Origin of the sequence: Ligilactobacillus sp. 110_WCHN, assembly GCF_030518115.1 — a bacterium.
Classification (GTDB): Bacteria; Bacillota; Bacilli; order Lactobacillales; family Lactobacillaceae; genus Ligilactobacillus; species Ligilactobacillus aviarius_C.
The window spans coordinates 1-18,404 of sequence record NZ_JAULLI010000010.1 but is presented as its reverse complement, the minus strand read 5'-3'; the positions used below and the strand labels follow the sequence as shown (position 1 = coordinate 18,404).

General features: G+C 40.9%; 18 protein-coding genes and 10 tRNA genes. 3 read left to right on the top strand and 25 right to left on the bottom strand.

All coding sequences use genetic code 11. The annotated features are described in order from the left end of the window. Positions 1 to 65: 65 nt before the first annotated feature. The 8 genes from Q3C15_RS04815 to Q3C15_RS04780 all read right to left on the bottom strand — a co-directional run bounded on the left by Q3C15_RS04815 (position 66) and on the right by Q3C15_RS04780 (position 8,119). Positions 66 to 791 carry an SDR family oxidoreductase gene (locus Q3C15_RS04815; protein WP_283596702.1) on the bottom strand — a complete coding sequence of 242 codons (726 nt, stop codon included), beginning with the start codon at positions 789 to 791 and terminating at the stop codon, positions 66 to 68. Beyond that, positions 788 to 2,080, bottom strand: coding sequence for a pitrilysin family protein (locus tag Q3C15_RS04810; RefSeq protein ID WP_283596701.1), 1,293 nt, complete (start codon positions 2,078 to 2,080; stop codon positions 788 to 790). The genes Q3C15_RS04815 and Q3C15_RS04810 overlap by 4 nt, the downstream gene beginning before the upstream one ends. Next, complete coding sequence (locus Q3C15_RS04805) at positions 2,067 to 3,359, bottom strand: pitrilysin family protein (RefSeq protein WP_283596699.1); 1,293 nt, start codon at positions 3,357 to 3,359, stop codon at positions 2,067 to 2,069. Before Q3C15_RS04805 ends, Q3C15_RS04810 begins: the two co-directional genes overlap by 14 nt. A 2-nt stretch (positions 3,360 to 3,361) precedes the next feature. Continuing rightward, positions 3,362 to 5,683 (bottom strand): DNA translocase FtsK, encoded by a 2,322-nt coding sequence (locus Q3C15_RS04800; RefSeq protein WP_302704424.1) that lies wholly within the window; start codon positions 5,681 to 5,683, stop codon positions 3,362 to 3,364. 11 nt (positions 5,684 to 5,694) lie between these two features. Further along, positions 5,695 to 6,207, bottom strand: coding sequence for a tRNA (uridine(34)/cytosine(34)/5-carboxymethylaminomethyluridine(34)-2'-O)-methyltransferase TrmL (gene trmL / locus Q3C15_RS04795; RefSeq protein ID WP_204778957.1), 513 nt, complete (start codon positions 6,205 to 6,207; stop codon positions 5,695 to 5,697). 176 nt (positions 6,208 to 6,383) lie between these two features. Then, positions 6,384 to 7,163: a methyltransferase domain-containing protein gene (locus Q3C15_RS04790; RefSeq protein WP_302704423.1), complete on the bottom strand. Its 780-nt coding sequence runs from the start codon at positions 7,161 to 7,163 to the stop codon at positions 6,384 to 6,386. Between the two features lie 91 nt (positions 7,164 to 7,254). Then, a complete protein-coding gene (locus Q3C15_RS04785) occupies positions 7,255 to 7,755 on the bottom strand; it encodes an aminoacyl-tRNA deacylase (protein ID WP_302704421.1) in 501 nt (166 codons plus the stop codon). A gap of 10 nt (positions 7,756 to 7,765) precedes the next feature. After that, a complete protein-coding gene (locus tag Q3C15_RS04780; protein ID WP_204778959.1) occupies positions 7,766 to 8,119 on the bottom strand; it encodes a PTS glucitol/sorbitol transporter subunit IIA in 354 nt (117 codons plus the stop codon). Positions 8,120 to 8,219: 100 nt separating this feature from the next. Here Q3C15_RS04780 and Q3C15_RS04775 point away from each other — a divergent pair, with 100 nt between their 5' ends. After that, complete coding sequence (locus tag Q3C15_RS04775) at positions 8,220 to 9,242, top strand: lactonase family protein (protein ID WP_302704419.1); 1,023 nt, start codon at positions 8,220 to 8,222, stop codon at positions 9,240 to 9,242. A gap of 20 nt (positions 9,243 to 9,262) precedes the next feature. Beyond that, on the top strand, positions 9,263 to 9,859 hold the full coding sequence (locus Q3C15_RS04770; RefSeq protein WP_302704418.1) for a copper homeostasis protein CutC: 597 nt from the start codon (positions 9,263 to 9,265) through the stop codon (positions 9,857 to 9,859). Positions 9,860 to 9,870: 11 nt separating this feature from the next. Here Q3C15_RS04770 and Q3C15_RS04765 read toward each other — a convergent pair whose 3' ends face one another. From Q3C15_RS04765 to Q3C15_RS04755, 3 genes are read right to left on the bottom strand one after another with little or no spacing between them, the layout of a single operon-like run. Beyond that, complete coding sequence (locus Q3C15_RS04765) at positions 9,871 to 10,785, bottom strand: RluA family pseudouridine synthase (RefSeq protein WP_204778962.1); 915 nt, start codon at positions 10,783 to 10,785, stop codon at positions 9,871 to 9,873. Continuing rightward, the gene (locus tag Q3C15_RS04760; protein ID WP_064208081.1) at positions 10,775 to 11,581 is read right to left on the bottom strand and encodes an NAD kinase; all 807 of its coding nucleotides are present in this window, start codon (positions 11,579 to 11,581) and stop codon (positions 10,775 to 10,777) included. Before Q3C15_RS04760 ends, Q3C15_RS04765 begins: the two co-directional genes overlap by 11 nt. Next, positions 11,578 to 12,216, bottom strand: a complete 639-nt coding sequence (locus Q3C15_RS04755; RefSeq protein ID WP_057827608.1) for a GTP pyrophosphokinase family protein — start codon at positions 12,214 to 12,216, stop codon at positions 11,578 to 11,580. The genes Q3C15_RS04760 and Q3C15_RS04755 overlap by 4 nt, the downstream gene beginning before the upstream one ends. A 135-nt stretch (positions 12,217 to 12,351) precedes the next feature. On the opposite strand from Q3C15_RS04755, the gene Q3C15_RS04750 reads away from it, so the two are divergent. After that, on the top strand, positions 12,352 to 12,984 hold the full coding sequence (locus Q3C15_RS04750; protein WP_278851816.1) for a DsbA family protein: 633 nt from the start codon (positions 12,352 to 12,354) through the stop codon (positions 12,982 to 12,984). A 32-nt stretch (positions 12,985 to 13,016) separates the two neighbouring features. Here the strand turns inward: Q3C15_RS04750 and pepF are convergent, their stop codons facing one another. The 14 genes from pepF to Q3C15_RS04680 all read right to left on the bottom strand — a co-directional run bounded on the left by pepF (position 13,017) and on the right by Q3C15_RS04680 (position 18,400). Continuing rightward, positions 13,017 to 14,825 (bottom strand): oligoendopeptidase F, encoded by a 1,809-nt coding sequence (gene pepF, locus Q3C15_RS04745; protein WP_302704524.1) that lies wholly within the window; start codon positions 14,823 to 14,825, stop codon positions 13,017 to 13,019. Between the two features lie 37 nt (positions 14,826 to 14,862). Then, entirely contained in the window at positions 14,863 to 15,771 is a 909-nt protein-coding gene (locus Q3C15_RS04740; protein ID WP_278851820.1) for a competence protein CoiA, read from the bottom strand. A gap of 45 nt (positions 15,772 to 15,816) precedes the next feature. Then, entirely contained in the window at positions 15,817 to 16,593 is a 777-nt protein-coding gene (locus Q3C15_RS04735) for an adaptor protein MecA (protein WP_204778966.1), read from the bottom strand. A gap of 113 nt (positions 16,594 to 16,706) precedes the next feature. Beyond that, a complete protein-coding gene (gene spxA / locus Q3C15_RS04730; protein ID WP_057827603.1) occupies positions 16,707 to 17,105 on the bottom strand; it encodes a transcriptional regulator SpxA in 399 nt (132 codons plus the stop codon). 339 nt (positions 17,106 to 17,444) lie between these two features. Next, positions 17,445 to 17,529, bottom strand: a tRNA-Leu gene (locus Q3C15_RS04725). Between the two features lie 42 nt (positions 17,530 to 17,571). Further along, positions 17,572 to 17,642, bottom strand: a tRNA-Cys gene (locus tag Q3C15_RS04720). A 28-nt stretch (positions 17,643 to 17,670) separates the two neighbouring features. Then, positions 17,671 to 17,742: transfer RNA gene (locus Q3C15_RS04715), tRNA-Gln, on the bottom strand. 9 nt (positions 17,743 to 17,751) lie between these two features. Further along, positions 17,752 to 17,826, bottom strand: a tRNA-His gene (locus tag Q3C15_RS04710). 15 nt (positions 17,827 to 17,841) lie between these two features. Beyond that, positions 17,842 to 17,912, bottom strand: a tRNA-Trp gene (locus Q3C15_RS04705). A gap of 9 nt (positions 17,913 to 17,921) precedes the next feature. Beyond that, positions 17,922 to 18,004 (bottom strand) — tRNA-Tyr (locus tag Q3C15_RS04700). A 1-nt stretch (position 18,005) separates the two neighbouring features. Next, positions 18,006 to 18,081 (bottom strand) — tRNA-Phe (locus Q3C15_RS04695). A 56-nt stretch (positions 18,082 to 18,137) separates the two neighbouring features. Next, positions 18,138 to 18,210: transfer RNA gene (locus Q3C15_RS04690), tRNA-Val, on the bottom strand. Positions 18,211 to 18,216: 6 nt separating this feature from the next. Next, positions 18,217 to 18,288 (bottom strand) — tRNA-Glu (locus Q3C15_RS04685). 20 nt (positions 18,289 to 18,308) lie between these two features. Beyond that, positions 18,309 to 18,400 (bottom strand) — tRNA-Ser (locus Q3C15_RS04680). Between the last annotated feature and the right edge of the window lie 4 nt (positions 18,401 to 18,404).

Here is an 18,404-nt window from a genome sequence, read left to right as displayed (position 1 = left end):
ACTTTTAATATTTCGTCTTACATACAGTTAAGTATATCATAAGCGTCTTTATCTGCCAAAAACGACTATTCCAGCCAGCCGCCCGTAACATAAAGGGTTTGGCCGGTCATATACCCCGCTTCAGGTGCTAATAAAACGCGCACCCAATAACTGATTTCTGCCGGATCAGCCAAATGGCCCACTGGAATTTCGTCCCGAACAGTCGCCAAAGTTTCCGCATCAAACATTTGATTCATTTGAGTATTAACCGCTCCGGGAGCCACCGCGTTGACCGTGATTCCCATCGAAGCAACTTCCTTGCTATATGCCTTCACAAATGTATTGATTGCCCCCTTTACTGCGCTGTATGGAGTTTCCATTGCACTGCCGCTTTTTCCGTATACTGAACTGATAAAGACAACTCTCCCGGCTTGAGAACGGGCAAGCTTATCTTCTAAACGTTGAAGAATCACCATCGGCACTTTAAGCTGCATTCGCAAAATTTCATCTAGTTCGCTTTCAGTAAAGTCATGCAAAAACTTAAAGTGCGTTGTTCCCTGAGCAAAAATCACCGTATCAACGCTAAAAATCGAATTCGCGATCCGGTCGACACAATCGTCCGCCATAAAATCACTCTGAATCGGAATAAAATCTTGTCGCGGGAACTTTGATCGAAATTCGCCAATCAACTTTTCAATTCGTTCTTGTTGGTGGGCATAGTGCAGGTAAAGCGACCAGCCCTGCTGTGCCAAGTCGCGTGCAATCTGCCTTCCAATATCGCCCGAACTTCCTAAAATCAACGCCCATTTCATTTTTGATCTCCCCTTGGTAATATTTGATAACGGGTCAATTTTGCCGGGTCAAAGAACTGATCCGCAAAATCAACCACCTCATCGAATGTCAGCTGTTCGATCGTTGCCGGAACATCAAACACCGTCCGTTCGCCATAAAGCCACAAATCAAACTGGTTAGCAATGTTCTCGTTCGAATTCATTCCTTTAATTGCCCGTCCAATAAATTCGCGCTTCATCGATTCGAAAATCGGCTTTTGTTCCGTAAGTTTTGCCGCTGCATTGACAATGATCGCCTTTAATTCGGCAGCCGCCTGATCGATTTGTTCTAAACTTGTATCTAAATAAAAATCAACAAACTGAAAGCCATCTTCAAGCTGAATTTCATAACCGAAACTGTTGTCGATCAATCCCTGGTCAAACAAACGCTGATAATCAGCAGACGATTCGCCAACAAGCATTTCCAAAATAATCTGCAGCATAATTTTAGCTTTAAATCGTTCAGTTGGAAGAAAATCTTTTTCAAACCGAACTCCCAACGCGAGTTTCGGCCGCTGAACATCCATTTGCCGCTCAGCAAATGAAATAATTTCAGGATGACCAATTACAGTTCGTTGTAAGTTTAACTTATCATTTGAAGCTAAACTTCCTGCAGCCGCATTCTTAATAATTTCTTTAATTTGAGCTTCATCAAAATTACCAACGATCATTAAACTCATATTCGACGGCTGATAAAAATATTGATCGCATTCATAAAGCATTGCAGGCGTAATTGCTTGAATCGACTGAACGCTTCCAGCAATATCGGCTGTCAGCGGCGTCTTTGGATACAAATTACTGATAATTCCAAACAGCAACTGCCAGTTTGCATCGTCTTCATACATCTGAATTTCTTGCCCAATAATTCCTTTTTCCTTATTAACGGTTTGGTCACTGAAATACGGACTAAAAACAAAATCCAGCAACGTTGAAACACATTCGCCAACGTTTTCAGCCGTTGAAAAAAGGTAACTTGTCCGGGTAAAACTGGTAAATGCATTTGAATCTGCTCCGTAAATTGCAAATTTATCAAACGCGTCGTACTCTTCCTTTTCAAACAACTTATGTTCCAAAAAATGGGCAATTCCGCTTGGATAAGTTTTCAGCTGATCATCAACCGTGAACGTCGTATTAACTGATCCAAACCGGGTCGTCAAAATGCCGTCCGTTTGGTGAAAGGATGGGCGGGCAATCAAATCAACATACAAGCCATTCGGTAAAACAAAACTTTCCATTTTTTCGCCAAAGCGGCTGTAATTAATGGTTGCCATTATCCATCTCCCCTTTCAAGAAAAATTCAGTTTGAAGTTTAAGTTGACTAGCAGCCGCAACGACGTCCTGCTTTGTCACTGCTTGAATCCCATTTTGTTGGGTTTCAGAATCCAATGGTCGGACCAGCAATTCACTCAAAACAGCCTGTTCGAGACTGCTTGCCGGACTATCTTGCATCCGTTGCCGTTCATTGATCAGTTCGATTTTAATTTTAGCTAACTGTTCAGCGGAAAAATCGCCTTGCTGCAAGGCCGCGATCTGCTCCTTGATCAACGTTAAAACTGAATCATGATTCGTTGCTTGAATTCCCGTTTGAATCAGCACCATCGACCGTAATGCTGAATAGCTGCTTTCAGCATAATACGCCATACTTGCCTTTTCGCGAACGTTTTGAAAAAGAAGTGATTGCGGCGAACCACCCAGTAAGGCGTTCATTACAACTGCCGCATAAAACATTCTGTCCTGATGCGCATCGATCGGTAAATGGTAAATCAAATCCAGTTTACTTTGCTGAACCGGTTCTGCCTTCGTTTGCACCTCGACTTGATTTTTCGCCGCCTGAGAATAACAAATTTCATGAAGTGTTTCCCGGACTGATTCTCGGAATTCAAATTTTGAAAGGGAACGCTTCAAATAATCAAGGACTAAATCTCCCATTACCGTGATTTGAACTTGATCACGGCGAAGCATTTGATCATAGGCTGCAACAATATCTTGATTCGTTAATTCTTGATAATCATTTTCCGTTCCATACGGCGTATTCTGCTGAATCGGATCATCAAAATATGACCGTTGAACATTGATCAAGGCTTCAGACTGTTTATTATCAACAATTCCCTGAATATATGTTTTTAAATTCGTTCGCTGACGTTCAAAGACTTCCGGCTTGAACATTCCGTTTTCCATTCGCGGGTGAAAAATAATTTGATTCAAAAAATCAACCGATTCGTCAAGCAGGGACTGCCCGGCTTTCAAGTATTCCGGCGCAACAAAACTATAAACAAAATTGAGGAGACTTAAATTCCCCTCAACTTCCGTATTCGCACCAAACGTTGCCCCATATAATTCAGCAAGTTTAAGCGTGATTGCATGCTGATTCGGGTATGCTGCACTTGAACTTTCCAAGATCCCAGCTAAAAGTGTCCGGCTTGCGAGTTCCCGTTCATTTTTCAATTCGTGAATAAACGAAACCATCATCTGAACTGATTTAAATTGTTTATTCTGAATAAACCGGACCTTGACCCCCGGCTTAAGTTCATAATTAAATTCACTCTTCATCCTTATTCTTCCTTCTTCGGTAAGTAAACTTTCCGCGGCTTGCTTCCTTCTTGCGGTCCGACCATCCCTTTTTCCGTTAAATCATCAACGATGCGGGCAGCCCGGTTATATCCAATTTTAAACCGCCGTTGAAGGAGGGAAATGCTTACCTTTTGTTCCCGTTGAATAAAGTCGACCACCTGTTCAAAAAGCGGATCGCTATCCGAATCATTTCCATCCTGCGTTGCCTGGACTTCTTCATCCGAAACTGCAAGATTATCATCATAATCGGCTGTTCCCTGTTCTTTGACAAAGGAAACGACCTTTTCAACGTCTTCATCCGAAATAAATGCTCCTTGAACCCGGATCGGTTTCTTTCCGACCAGCTTAAAGAGCATATCGCCCCGGCCAAGTAATTTTTCGGCCCCGTTTTGATCAAGAATCGTCCGCGAATCCGTCCCACTTGAAACCGCAAATGCCATCCGTGACGGTACATTTGCCTTGATCAATCCGGTAATTACGTCAACTGACGGCCGTTGAGTTGCAATAATCATATGAATTCCAGCGGCCCGTCCCATTTGAGCGATTCGAATGATTGCACCTTCAACTTCATTTGATGAAACCATCATTAAGTCGGCTAATTCATCAACGATGCCAACAATGTACGGCATTGGTTTTTCGCCCGTATCCATTGAGGCTTGTTGGTTCTTGATCAACCGGTTATAACCGTCAATGTTCCGCACGCCGACATTCGCAAACGTTTCATACCGCCGTTCCATTTCAGCTACGAGTTTGTTCAGTGAAATGGCCGCCTTTTTGGATTCCGTGACAACTGGTGAAATTAAATGCGGAATTCCATTGTAAACTCCCAATTCAACCTTTTTCGGATCAACCAGCATTAATTTAACTTCATCTGGCGTACAATTCATCAATAAGCTCGTAATGATTCCATTGATTGCCACTGACTTTCCGCTCCCGGTTGCTCCGGCAATCAAAAGGTGCGGCGTCTTCGTAATATCCAAGGTAATTAATTTTCCCGAAACATCCCGTCCTAAAGGAACCTCAAGTAACTGATGCGGGCGCTTGTGTTCCGCCGAAATCACATCTTTAAATGAAATTGTGGCCACCTTTTTGTTAGGAACTTCAATCCCAATCAATGATTTGCCGGGGATTGGAGCTTCGATTCGGATATCCTTGGCTGCCAGGGCCAAGGCTAAATCATCCGTCAAGTTCACGATCTTTGAAACTTTGACGCCAATTGCTGGGTGAAGTTCATATTTTGTGACCGACGGTCCTAAAATTGTATTTTTCAGTTCTGCATCAACGCCAAAGCTCTTCAACGTTTGCCGAAGGACCTCTTGGTTATGCTTGATTTCTTTTCGTTCCTGACTTTGGTCTGTTGGCGCAACATCCTGAAGCAAACTGACGGGTGGCAATTGATAATTTTCAATTGAAGATGACGGGTGTAAAGCCGGCTTGATTGCTGATTCTTCCGGCTTTTCAACCTCGTGATTCCAAACATCCGTTGCATCCCGCTCGCTGATTGGTTTTGGCAATTCCTTATCTTCCGGAGCAACAAGCGGTTCAACTTCTTCTTTCAAATCTTCCGGTTCGGCGGGTTCTTCCTTTTCTTCCGGTTGATCATCCGATTTTTCAGTGACCATTGCTTTCCGTTTTTCCGCCGCATCTTGAAGTGAATCCTTCGCTGTTCCTGCAGCGTTCTTTAACTTTCCAGCGATCAATTTAATTCCATTCCAACAAACGAGTCCAATTTTCCCGAAAAATTGAGCTACCTGTTGCAGTGAAATTCCAAATAACATGCACAAACCGGCACCAATCAGCAAAAGACTGATCAAATATGACCCCAGTTGAGCAAGCAGAAAATCCGTTCCGGTATACAGCAACGCTCCGATCATTCCGCCGCCAACCGCAGTCCCAAGACTTGCACCGACAATATCATTGGCCAAATATTGCCACGTAACACCAATAAAATCGTTATGCAAATCCAGTTTATTAAAGAAAATTGCCTCCAATCCAAGGCTAATTCCCAAAATAATCAGTAATATTCCACCCCAATACCGTGGTTTGATTTGGGGTTCTTTACCATAAATCAACAAATAAATACTAAATAATAATAAAAGCCCAATTCCAATTAAATATGCATCGCCGATCAGCAACCGAAATGCATTTGCAATCAAAACTCCTAAGTAACCTAAATGAAAAATTCCAAATAAACTTACAACACCTAAGATCAGGCCAACGACCCGTTCAGAAAAAATTTGTTTTTGGGCTGCGGCCGTTTTTTTCCGTTTCGATGTTCGTTTACCGCTTTTTTTTGCTGCCATTTTTCCCTCTTCTATTTTAATTTGTCATTTTTGTAAAGGTGCGTCCGGTCTAATTGCGGGAATCCTTGTTGCCGCAACGCTTCATAAATTACAATTGCTGCCGTATTTGACAAGTTCAATGCCCGGATATGGTCATCATTTTGCGGAATCCGAATACATTTTTCCGCATTTTGCCGCATGAAGTTTTCCGGTAATCCCGTTGTCTCTTTTCCAAAAAGGAAATAGTGATCTTCATCGACGTTTGAATAATCCGGATCAGTATATGTTTTTTCCGCAAACTTTGAAACCAGATAAAGCTTACTCATATCAGGAATCGTTTCTAAAAATGCTGGAAGATTCTTATGGTATGTAATTTTAACTTTGTCCCAGTAATCCAAACCGGCCCGCTTTAAATACTTATCATCGGTTGAAAATCCTAGTGGTTCGATTAAATGCAATTCCGTATTTGTTCCTGCACAAGTCCGTGCAATGTTGCCTGTGTTTGCCGGCATTAATGGTTCAAAGAGCGCAATGTGATTCGTCATCAATATCTTCCTTTCTTAATTTCAAGCAATAAAAAAGCGTAACCGTTCGGTGTGGGCACGGCGAACAGCTACGTTAATGAAGTCCAATTAATTAATAACTAACAACTTGGTTAATTACTAATAACCGTTTTCTTACTAATAAGGGTAACACCTTAAATATTGTTTGACAAGCAATTTTACAAATTTTTCCGAACAATTAACAGTGACATATCAACCGTAACATGCTCTAACGGCGTTTTAAAAACATTCGCCGGATCCGCTTGCGTTCCCCACTGCAATGGGGTCATCTTTAACAAGTCCGTCGCAAGCGCTGGCGTTAAATCAAATTGATATTTAACCGGAACGACTTCGGTTTGCGGATACTGTTCCAGCACCCGGTTTAACACGTCATCGTTGTGATACGAATACTTCGGATCTTCAGGTTGATAGAGGCGGTGCCGAAGTTCGATCAAATACTCAGCATTCGGAATAACCTTAAATAAAATTCCATTCTGAGCAAGAACCCGATCAAATTCGCGGTATGACGACGGCGACAAAATATCAATAATGACATCGATTTGACGATCGGCAAACGGAAGTGCTGCCAGATCCGCAATGCAAAAGAAACTATTTGCCGTTTGCTGCGTTGCCAGGTTGATCGCATCCTTTGAAATATCAAAACCAATTGCTTGATCATTGAATTGACGCCGTTGTTCCCGGATTCGGGCAAGCGGCGTGCCTTCACCGCATCCAACATCAATATAAGTTAAATTTCGTTGAGGCATCCGGTGAATAATCTGTTCAAGGACCCCATCAAATAATCCGTGTTGAAGGACATGGCGCCGGGCCTGCCATAATTCTTTTTGATCATAGTCGCTTTTAACTCCATGCTTAATTAAGAAAAGCGTCCCCTTCTTTGACAAGTCAAACCGGTGGCCTTGAGCACAAATAAGGCTATAACCTTCGACCGTGGTCATCCCCGTCCCGCAATACGGACACTTAAACAAGTTACGATTGTGTGTCAAAAAAACTTTTGCCTGATCAATTTTCTTTAATAACTTTGTTTGATTAGCGTTCAACTTTAATGTATGATCCCTTCACCAGTTTTACTAAATCTTCCCGTTTTAAGCGCACTGAGCGTCCTAACTTTCCTGCAGAAACCGAAATTTCATCAAACCTTTGAATCTGTTCATCAAAATAGATTGGAAAGCCTTTATACGCGCTGATTCCGATTGGTGTATTTGCGCCGTGAACGTAGCCGGTAATTTTGACTAATTTTTTATTATCAGCTAAATGCACCTGTTTCTTTCCAAGTTCATGCGCAACTAATTTTAAGTTGATTTCAGCCTGAACCGGTATGCAGACCACCAGGTAATCCTTGGCATCATTATTTGCTTGTAAAACAATTGTCTTCAACAAACTGTCCGGATCGATTCCTTGGCTTTCAGCATCTTTCAAAGCATCCATTCCGCGTCCAACCCAGTTAAAATTCTTTTCTTCATATTCAATTCCGTTTTCATCAAGAATCCGTTCTTCATTTGTCTTCTTGATTTTTTTCTTCTTTGCCACGATAATTCCTCTATTCTTTAATCGTAATCTGTGATCCAGCATGAATTACCGGAAATTTTTGCGGTTCCAAGTAGATCGCATTGCTGCGCGGTTCATCCGGAACAGCATTAAAGTCGAGAACGGTATGATGAACCGTTTCAAGGTTACTTGCAACTAAGTTTCCAACGTATGCAACTTGATATTGCTGGTCATCGATCGTCAATTGCATCCCTTTTTTCACATCGTACTGATCGATTTGTTCAAATTCTTGAATAACTGAGACTTCCTTTAACCGTTCTGAAACCTCTTTGCCAAATAAAATCACCAATCCATCTTCCGCATTCAATGCGCCTTCTCCGATTGAAACAACTTTCATTTTAATCATCACGCTTCACCTCAAGGCTATTTTAACATAGCAATTTTTGAATTATTAAAGAAATTCGAAAATGCTATAATTAAATTAACTTAAATGGGAAGTGAGTTACATGAAACAACAAATTTATTTCGGAACATATACTAAACAAACCAGTCGGGGAATTTATCAGGCTCAACTTGATTGCGATGCCGGGCGTTTAAGTCAGCCGCAACCCATCATTACGGTGGGCAATCCCACCTACTTAAGATTAACTGACCGCAACTCGTTACTTGCTGTCGCAGTTGAAGGTCCGCTTGGCGGAATTGTCAACTATAACCTAGCTGACCGATCATTTGATTTACTTGATGATCAACTCACAACTGGCTCCAGTCCATGTTACATTGGCTATGATCGATCCCGGCAACTCGTTTTTGCAGCATACTACCACCGGGGAACCGTTGAAATTTATCATTTAAACGATGATCTAACCTTAACGCCTACCGATCAAATCATTCATCATGGAAACGGCCCCCGTCCTGAACAGGATGCCGCGCACGTCCACTTTGCCGACCTTACGCCAGATGGACGATTGGCCGTGGTTGACCTTGGAAATGATACGTTAACGACTTATACCATTAGTTCAACCGGAAAAGCAACTGAAGATGCCTGCTTGAATTTTGAGGCTGGTTTTGGTCCCCGGCACCTTGTTTTTGCCGATCAAAACACCGCCTATTTAGCCGCTGAACTCAGTAGTCAAATCGCCGTTCTCCAATATGATCCGCATGATGGGCGCTTTGAAATTCGGCAAATCTTATCAACGATTCCCGCTGACTTTACTGCTCACAACGGAGCTGCCGCAATCCGCATCACAGACGATCATCGGTTTGTTTACGTTTCAAACCGCGGACATGACTCGCTTGCAATTTATCAAGTCAATCCAGACCATACGTTAGCATTGATTGACTGGGCTTCAACCAAAGGCAGTTTCCCACGCGATTTTGCACTCGACAAAACAAACCGGTTTCTCATTGTGGCTAACCAAAATACCAACAACGCAACCTTATTTAAACGGGATCCAAAAAATGGTAAACTAGACTGCATCCAGCAAAATATTCCTCTTCCTGAAGGGGTCTGTGTTTGCTTTAAAAAATAAGATAAAGAAAGGAATCTTAAATGATTATTAAACAAAAGGCAGTTCAAACAATTCATGAACTTTCAACCCTTACTGATTTTCAAAAAATTGAACTTCAAAACCAACAAACAACTGCCAGCAAAGGCATGATTGCCGAAACGATTCGCTATTTGCATGACAATCAGAAAATTTCAATTGAAACGTTGATTCGGCCACGCACAGGCAAGTATTCATACAGCGACATCGAAATCAAGGTAATGGAAGCCGATGTTTTTGAAGCGCAAGCATTAGGCGTTGACAGCGTTGCAATTGGCGCAATTACTGAAGACAATCAGCTCGATGAAGATTCAATGGAACAACTAATCGGCGCAGCGGGCGGAATGCAAATCACCTTAAACCACGCTTTTGATGAGTTAACCTTAGCTGGTCAAAAGAAGGCCATTGATTTTGCAAACGAGCATGGAATTGATCGGATCATGATTGCTGCTCAGCCGGACTCATCAGCATTTAAAGAAAATCTTCAAACGTTGATCAACTATAATCAAGGGGCCGTCCAATTTGTTCTGACCGGAAAAGATGAAAAGCAATTAACTAAGCTGTGTGAACAGTTTGACCTTCACTTACTCTTAGTTGAATAAAAAAACTGGACTTAACGTCCAGTTTTTTTATGCTCTTCAAGCTCTAAATACTTTTTCATATCCTGCGGGAGCGGACTTTCAAACGTCATCATTTGCTTTTTGAATGGGTGATAAAATTCAATTTTACGACAATGTAGTCCTTGCCGCTGCAGTGGCAACTGAATTTGACCGCCATATAACGTATCCGCCACTAACGGATAGCCAATCGACTCACAGTGGACCCGAATTTGGTGGGTCCGCCCCGTATGCAATCGTACATCGCAGACCGTACAGTCCGGTAACCGTTTTTTGACCCATAATTCAGTCTGTGCTTCTTGCCCACCGCTTGAAACTACCTGGCGTTCAATCAGGCTCCCCGGAACACGGCCAATCTGCCGATCAATCACCAGATGATCTTCCCTTAAATTACCGCTTAAAAGCGCTAAATAAGTCTTTTTGATTGCATGCTGCTCCATTTGCTGCGAAAGCAATGCGTGGGCATACCGGTGTTTCGCAAACAACGCCACGCCCGATGTATCACGATCAAGCCGGGTCACAATGTGAGGAATCAAATCATCATACCCGCGAAGATGATAATAACCATCGACCCGGTTCACCAATGAATCCTTTCGTTGAGGCACGGACGGAATCGAATTAACATGATCCGGCTTATCAATAATCAGAAAATCGCGATCCTCATACAGAATCTTTAATGGAACGTACGATGGAATTAAATCATTTTTACGGTTCTCTTCTGGCGGAAATTTGATCGTTAAAACCGTTTGCGGGTTGATTTTATCAATTCGCCGATTTTCAACGCCATTGATCAGCACTTTGCCACCGTCGCCCCGGACTTTTGCCATTAAATGCCGGGAAATTCCCTGATTGCGAATAAACGTCTTCAGTTTGATCGGTTCATTTCCCGTATACTGCCAACTAATTCTCATTTAAATCACCAATAAATGCTGCTTGGACCCGCCGCCAAAATTCAGTGTGCCGGTACTTCGCAAACCGAATTTTACGCTTCGAGACCTTAAACATGATCTGTTCAATTTGTTTTCCATAAATATTTTCCTGGTCAACTGTCATAAAAAAGTCACTCGCCTGATTAGGGACGATCGTGATCCAATCATTTACCGGAACGATCATTGGCGAACTGATCGTCCGGTATACTAAATTATTTAGCGATCCGATTTCTGTCAATTGAATCACATCTAAACTCGGATGAATCACCGCTCCACCAAGCGATTTATTATAAGCCGTCGAACCGGTCGGGGTTGACACACATAGTCCATCGCCCCGAAAACGTTCAAACAATTCACCGCCAATGTAAACATCAGCTCCCATTGTCATTCCAATCCGCTTGAGGGTTGCCTCATTTAGGGCTAAGTAATGCCGCGCCTGATTTTCATCATGATAGGTAACGGAAATATCAAGGAGCGGGTAACTGACCGCCTGCCCATTATCTGATTGAAGACTGATTACAAGGTCGTCAAGCTCATCCGCCCGCCAGTCAGTATAAAACCCTAAATGACCAGTATGCACCCCTAAAAAACGAATCGTTTCAAGCTGTTCTTGATAATGATGAAATGCTGAAAGCAACGTTCCATCACCACCAATCGTGATCACAATATCAGGATTGGCGTTATCGATCGTAATATGACGATCACTTAATTTTTGTTCAAGCTGATTTTTGATCTGCTCCGTTTGCGGAGTATCATTTGCAAAAATTCCAATCTTCATTTTTTATCCTCTTCGTCATTCCGTTTTCGCTGTGCAAATAGTCGTTCAGCCTCTTTAATATCATCATGGATATTTGACATTTCCGTATCAAGCAAAAAGGCTGCCTCCGCTGTCTTCCGTAACCGTTCAGCAATTTCAGGTGGAAATTCCCCCTGATACTTATAGTTTAATGAGTGCTCAATTGTCGCCCAAAAATTCATTGCCAACGTCCGAATTTGAATTTCAGCTTTAATATACTTTGTTCCCGTAACGAGTTCGACCGGGTAACGGATAATAATATGGTATGAACGGTAGCCGCTCGGTTTCTTATGAGCAATATAGTCCCGTTCTTCAATAATATCCATATCATGGCGTTTGCGAAGAATCCCTACAATGGCATAGATGTCGTCGACAAACTCGCACATAATTCGAACAGCTGCAATGTCTTCCATATCAACTGCAAGGTTTTCAGCGGTGATGTGCCGCCGCTGCATCTTCTCAAGAATGCTTTCCTTTGTTTTTACCCGGCCCGTTACAAATTCAATCGGGCCATGGTTGTTATAGCTCATTTGTTTTTTTAAACTATTCAATTTAAGCTTAAGCTCATCAACTGCTTGAGCATATGGTGCTAAAAAATCATCCCAACGATCCATCATTTCGCTCCCCGAAACTTTATCTGTTGTTATTCTACCATACGTTACCATTGGTTGGTGAAAACATATTAATTGCAAAACGGCTTTGTTTTATTTAAAGTAAGGAATGGATAAATCGAGCAGGGAGGAAAAATAAATATGTTAGAGGTATATCTATTTATTAATCCGATTAGTGAAACTTGCTATCAGACTGAAAAGAAAATTATTAAATTGCTTGCGCAAGCTCAAAATAAAATTCGATTTCGGGTTCTCCCCCTTTTAACGTTGAGTACCGTTTCATTTGCGATGCAGCACGTGGGCGTTTCAAATTCAATTGAACATCAAGTTGTTGATACCCTTTATAAGGCATCGCTTGATTATGAAGCCGCTCTTTTTCAAGGCCAGAAACGCGGACGGAATTTCTTACTCAACGTTCAAGAATGTACATTAAGAAACAATTTTAAATACACTGACGAAATGGTCGAAAAGGTTGCTTTTAAGAGTCACCTTGATTGGGAACTCTTTAAAGAAGACCGGCAATCTGATCTGGCAGTCAAAACCTTTAAAAAAGATCAGCGGATTGCAGCTGAAATGCAAATCACGACTTATCCGGAAGTTGTTGTAACTAATACCGATTTCCCTGATTATGCATTTTCACTGAACCCGCAAGAATCATTTGATATTTTACAAAAGTTTATTTTGCATCCGCAAGATTCGGTCTTATGTCCAAATAACCATACTCAGTATTTACATTCTGCAAAATTAAGCAAACCACAAAAAACAGTTAAATAAAACGGAGGCATTTTAGCGCCTCCGTTTTTATGTTACTTCACAATCAATTTTTCAAGTTCATTTAACCGTTCTTCAAAAACCTTAAATGCCTTTTCTAAATATGCGCGTTGCGTCATATCAACGCCCGCTTTTTGCATCGTTTCAATTGGATATGCTGAACTCCCAGACTTTAAAAAGTTCAAATATGCTTCGGTGTGCGCCGGATCATCATCTTCAATCCGTTGCGATAACGTTGTTGCGGCTGCAAAGCCGGTTGCATATTGATATACATAAAAGTCGTAGTAAAAATGCGGGATCCGCATCCATTCCATCGCAATTTCATCATCATTATAAATTGCCGGGCCATAATATTGCTTATTCAAGTCACCATAAAATTTTGAAATTGAATCCGCCGTCAATGACTTCCCGCTGGCATCCTGTTCATGGATCCACTGTTCAAACTCCGCAAATTGAGTTTGTCTAAAAATTGTTCCTTTAAAGCCATCTAAATAATGGTTTAAAACGAATGCCCGAACTTGGGGATCCTTTTCCGTCTTCAATAAGTAATCCGTAAGTAAGTTTTCATTCGTAGTTGATGCAATTTCCGCAACAAAGATCGGATAATCGCCGTATACATATGGTTGGGTATGCGTCGTATAATAGCTGTGCATACTGTGTCCCATTTCATGAACCAGCGTATACAGATCTTCCAATCCATCTTGCCAATTTAACAGGATATATGGATCGGTGTCATATCCGCCCGAAGAATATGCCCCGGTTCGTTTGCCTTTATTTTCAACAACATCGATCCAACGATTATCAAAGGCTTCTTGGACATGCTGAAGATAATCGTCACCATAAACTTGAAGAGCCTCAAGTGCTTTAGCCTGAGCTTCAGGATATGTAAATGATAAATTGTTTTCCTTCACAATTGGCGTGTACAAGTCGTACATATGAACCTTATCCAAATTTAAAACTTCGCCGCGCAATTTAATATAACGGTGTAACAATGGTAAATTTCGGTGAACTTCGTCAATTAAAACATCGTATACTTTATCCGGAATGTGATTTTCACTTAACGCTGCATCCTTTGCAGAAGCATAATGTCGAACTTTTGCTTGATAATTTTGCACTTGAACCTGTGAAGTTAATGTTGTTGCAAATGTATTTTTAAATGCCCCATACGTTTGATATAACGCCTTAAATGCCCCTTGGCGAACCTTTTGATCAACCGATTCGAGTAATTTACTGTATGCTCCTTCTGAAAGCTCAACTTTTTGCCCATTTTCTCCTTCAACAACCGGAAACTTTAAATCCGCATCACTTAACATTTCAAATGTTTTTTCGGGAGCGCCAAAAATGTTCCCCGCTGCAGCCAATAACTCTTCTTGCGCATCGCTTAACAAATGCTCGCGCTGTGAACGTAATTCAGTAATAAAGTGCCGGTATGGTTTAAGCTTTGAATTCTGGTGAAAATAATCCTGAACGACTTGATCATCAAGATGAACAAGTGCTGGTTGGAACCACGCAACTGCTTCACTGACTTGCGTTCCTAAATTATCTGCCATTCCTTGCAGTTCTTGATACTGCGAATTAGTCGTGTCTTGATCATTTTTCATCGATGCAAAGACCGCAAGCTTTTCATAAATCCGCATAATTTCAAGGTACTGTTCAATTACCTCTAAAAATTTATCCGCGTTCATTTCCAATTGGTCTTTGGCATGTTTGAATTCATCTAATTTGTTTTCTAATTTCCGTTGATCCTTTTTCCATTCTTCAATTGATTGGTAAACCCGTTCCAAATCCCACGTTAATTTCTCAGGAACTTCTGAACGTGCGGGAACCTTTTTAATTTCTGTCATCATCTTCACCTCAAAATCATTTTACCAGTAAATTTTCTTAAATAAAATTATGATAATTAATAAATGGCATTTGATAAAGCAATTTTTTAGAATTAATTCCCAATTGAACCGCAATTTGAAAATATACCTTTGAATAGCGATAAATTGGGTAATCAAAGGACAACGAAAGATTTTGTAAAACTTCTTGACGAAACTTAAGATGGTTCAAATAACATTGGACCTGCAACTTGCGGGTCATTCCCGTTGAGTATGCCTCCGCTCGATTGAAATTTCGAATTTGGTGCATCCGCATTTTAACCGAAATTTTGTTTAAATGGTTTTCTTTTACATGGTGAATAAATTGAATTAATTCTTTTAGATTTGCTAAAAACTTAATTCGATATTTGGGACGTAAAAACGCTGCTTGTTGAATTTGATAATAAAGCTCTAGCCGCTGCATTTCAGCATTCAAATAAATAAAGTAAAATCCGATATTCGGATGGTATCTGAAAAATTGGGCGTTATGCTGTGAGATTCTACCATGAAGGCAATAACGTTTTCCAACAAGCCAAATACACTGTAACCCTGTCTGCGCGTACGCTCGACTCCGCTTCGTCAGTTCAGCTGCTGAAATTGGTGAACATTGGTACTCGATAACAACTTGGGACTTCGGAAGTTTAAGAATTACATCTGCTCGCCTTTGGATTGCTTTAAAGGATACTTCTGACTGTACATTGTATCCTAACTCATTCCCCCATTTCATTAACAACCGTTTTCCAGCCTGATGAACGTTTGTATCATAATGCTGATTTGAAAAAGTTGAATGTTGATGCGCGAAATGGGCAGAATTTAACTTGCCGATTCGCAACTTGACCGGCTGACGACATACCGGACAATAATATTCTTTCAGTAAATCAGCTGCAGATGCGTGGACCAATTGATTTTGAGAATTTAACGCATAAAACATAAAAAGACACCTCATTTACAATTACGCAAATAAGGTGTCTTTTTATTAACTAAAATTATACGAAAACCATTCGTATGCATTTCGGGTTTTAACAACTTGGCCATGTTCTTCGAGATAAATTGGCGGTAATTTCGGTGCTTTTCCGTATTCAAGCATGGTTGAATATACATCTTGAACCGTTCCGCTGGTAACCTCTTCATCAGAAAATTTAACCACCAAATAATACTTATCATCCATTCGGAATAAATCTGATCCAAATGGAGCCTTAAAGATCACATTGCGTGTCAGGTCGATAAAGTCCTGAAGCGTTTCAAATTCAACAACCCGGACATAATTTTCAGGTTGTTCACGCTGTGATGACGCTTGATCAGCAGCTGTTTTTTCAGACTGTTGAATCGATGTCTTTCGCTGATCTTTTGAATTAGTTTTAAAGTTACCTTTCATTCGGTCCTTTAAAATCCGCGTTACATCTTTATCTAATCCGATTTGGTCCAATTCATCGGGAGTTAAATTTGAAAGCATTACGCTATTATTTTCATCAAATTCTGCATCTTTAGGTAAATTCATCTTCTCTGCGGCTTCCGGATCAACTTTGGTAATAAATAACTCAACCCCATCGCCGCTTGGAACTAACTGAAATGTCACTGCCCCGTTATCACGAAACTCATGGTCAGTATCAACTTCATCCAAAATACTATAGAAAAAATCTTCAACGTCGTGTTGGTTTCCAATCAAATCCAAGATTGAGATTCCACGCTCGGCAAGATCCTCTTTTCCAAGGGTTACACGCATTGTATTTTCGTTGATTTTCTCCATTTCCATAAAGAGAACCTCCCTTCAAATTCACGTAATATCATAGCACATATTTAATAAAAAAGGCTACCCTTATTATATGGGCAACCTTTTTAAAATTCCATTTTAATAATCAGTTATAATTAAAATCCGGCCATCTTTTGGGCTTTTTCAAGTTCAAGAACCCGAACCTTCCGTGGCAAGAACCGCCGAATTTCGTCTTCATTGTATCCAACTTGAAGGCGCTTATCATCCATGATAATTGGACGCCGTAAAAGTCCAGGATTTGATTGTAATAATTCAAATAACTGTTGAAGTGGCATATCGTTAATGTCAACATTCAAATCTTGATAAGCTTTTGAACGTTTAGAAATAATCTCTTCTGTCCCATCCTCAGTCATTTGTAAAATTTGTTTAATTTCATCAATGCTAAGTGGATTGGAGAAAATATTTCTTTCTGTAAAAGGAATATCATGTTCTTTTAACCAGGCGCGAGCTTTTCTGCATGAAGTACAACTTGGTGATGTATATAAAGTAACCATATCTAACCGCTCCTTTGCTTTTGTCCATATCCAAATAACTACCTTACATATTCTATTATACACTTATTTTTAATTGGTGATTGGGTAATTTAGAAAAAAGCTAGAGTTCCTTTAAAGTAATTTAAGGTTTCATCTAGAACATTTTAGTGCTCTAATCATTGTTATAACAATAACTTCAAGTTTTGATCTTAATAAATTCACAAATTAAACCATATGTAATTTATTATAGTAATTTTAACATCAAATTTATTGATTATCCTATAAAGTATACCTAATATTAATTTAATAATATATACAAAAAAAAGAACCGTGATCATATCACAGCCCTTTCATATATGATACCGGTGATCGGGGTCGAACCGATACGTCCTCAACGGACACCGGATTTTGAGTCCAGCGCGTCTGCCAATTCCGCCACACCGGCATAATTAAATTTTAAAAGTTAACGCCTTGCTTAGCATTAATAAGGCGGTAACCGGATTTGAACCGGTGATGAAGGTTTTGCAGACCTCTGCCTTACCACTTGGCTATACCGCCATCTCAAAGGATTCAAATCCTTAAGAAATTGGGCTAGCTGGATTCGAACCAGCGCATAAAGGAGTCAAAGTCCTTTGCCTTACCGCTTGGCCATAGCCCAATAAAAAAGGGCGATAGGTGGGATTCGAACCCACGCGTGCCGGTGCCACAAACCGGTGTGTTAACCAACCTTCACCACTATCGCCATCAAAATAAGAAGCAGGGATAGTAGGAATTGAACCCACACCGACGGTTTTGGAGACCGTAGTTCTACCTTTAAACTATATCCCTATCATAAAATGGAGGGGAGTGGATTCGAACCACCGAACCCGAAGGAGCGGATTTACAGTCCGCCGCGTTTAGCCAGACTTCGCTACCCCTCCGTGGTGGCGCGGGACAGAATCGAACTGCCGACACAAGGAGCTTCAATCCTTTGCTCTACCGACTGAGCTACCGAGCCACTACTTAATTGATGATACTAAATATTAAATTCAAATGCAACCTTTCAGTCACAAATGGAGGATACAGGGCTCGAACCTGTGACCCCCTGCTTGTAAGGCAGATGCTCTCCCAACTGAGCTAATCCTCCATATAATGACCCGTACGGGATTTGAACCCATGTTACCGCCGTGAAAGGGCGGTGTCTTAACCACTTGACCAACGGGTCATATTTATAACTTTCGCATACGGAGAGTAAGGGATTCGAACCCTTGAAACAGGTTATTACCCGTTTACATGATTTCCAATCATGCTCCTTCGGCCAACTCGGACAACTCTCCATAG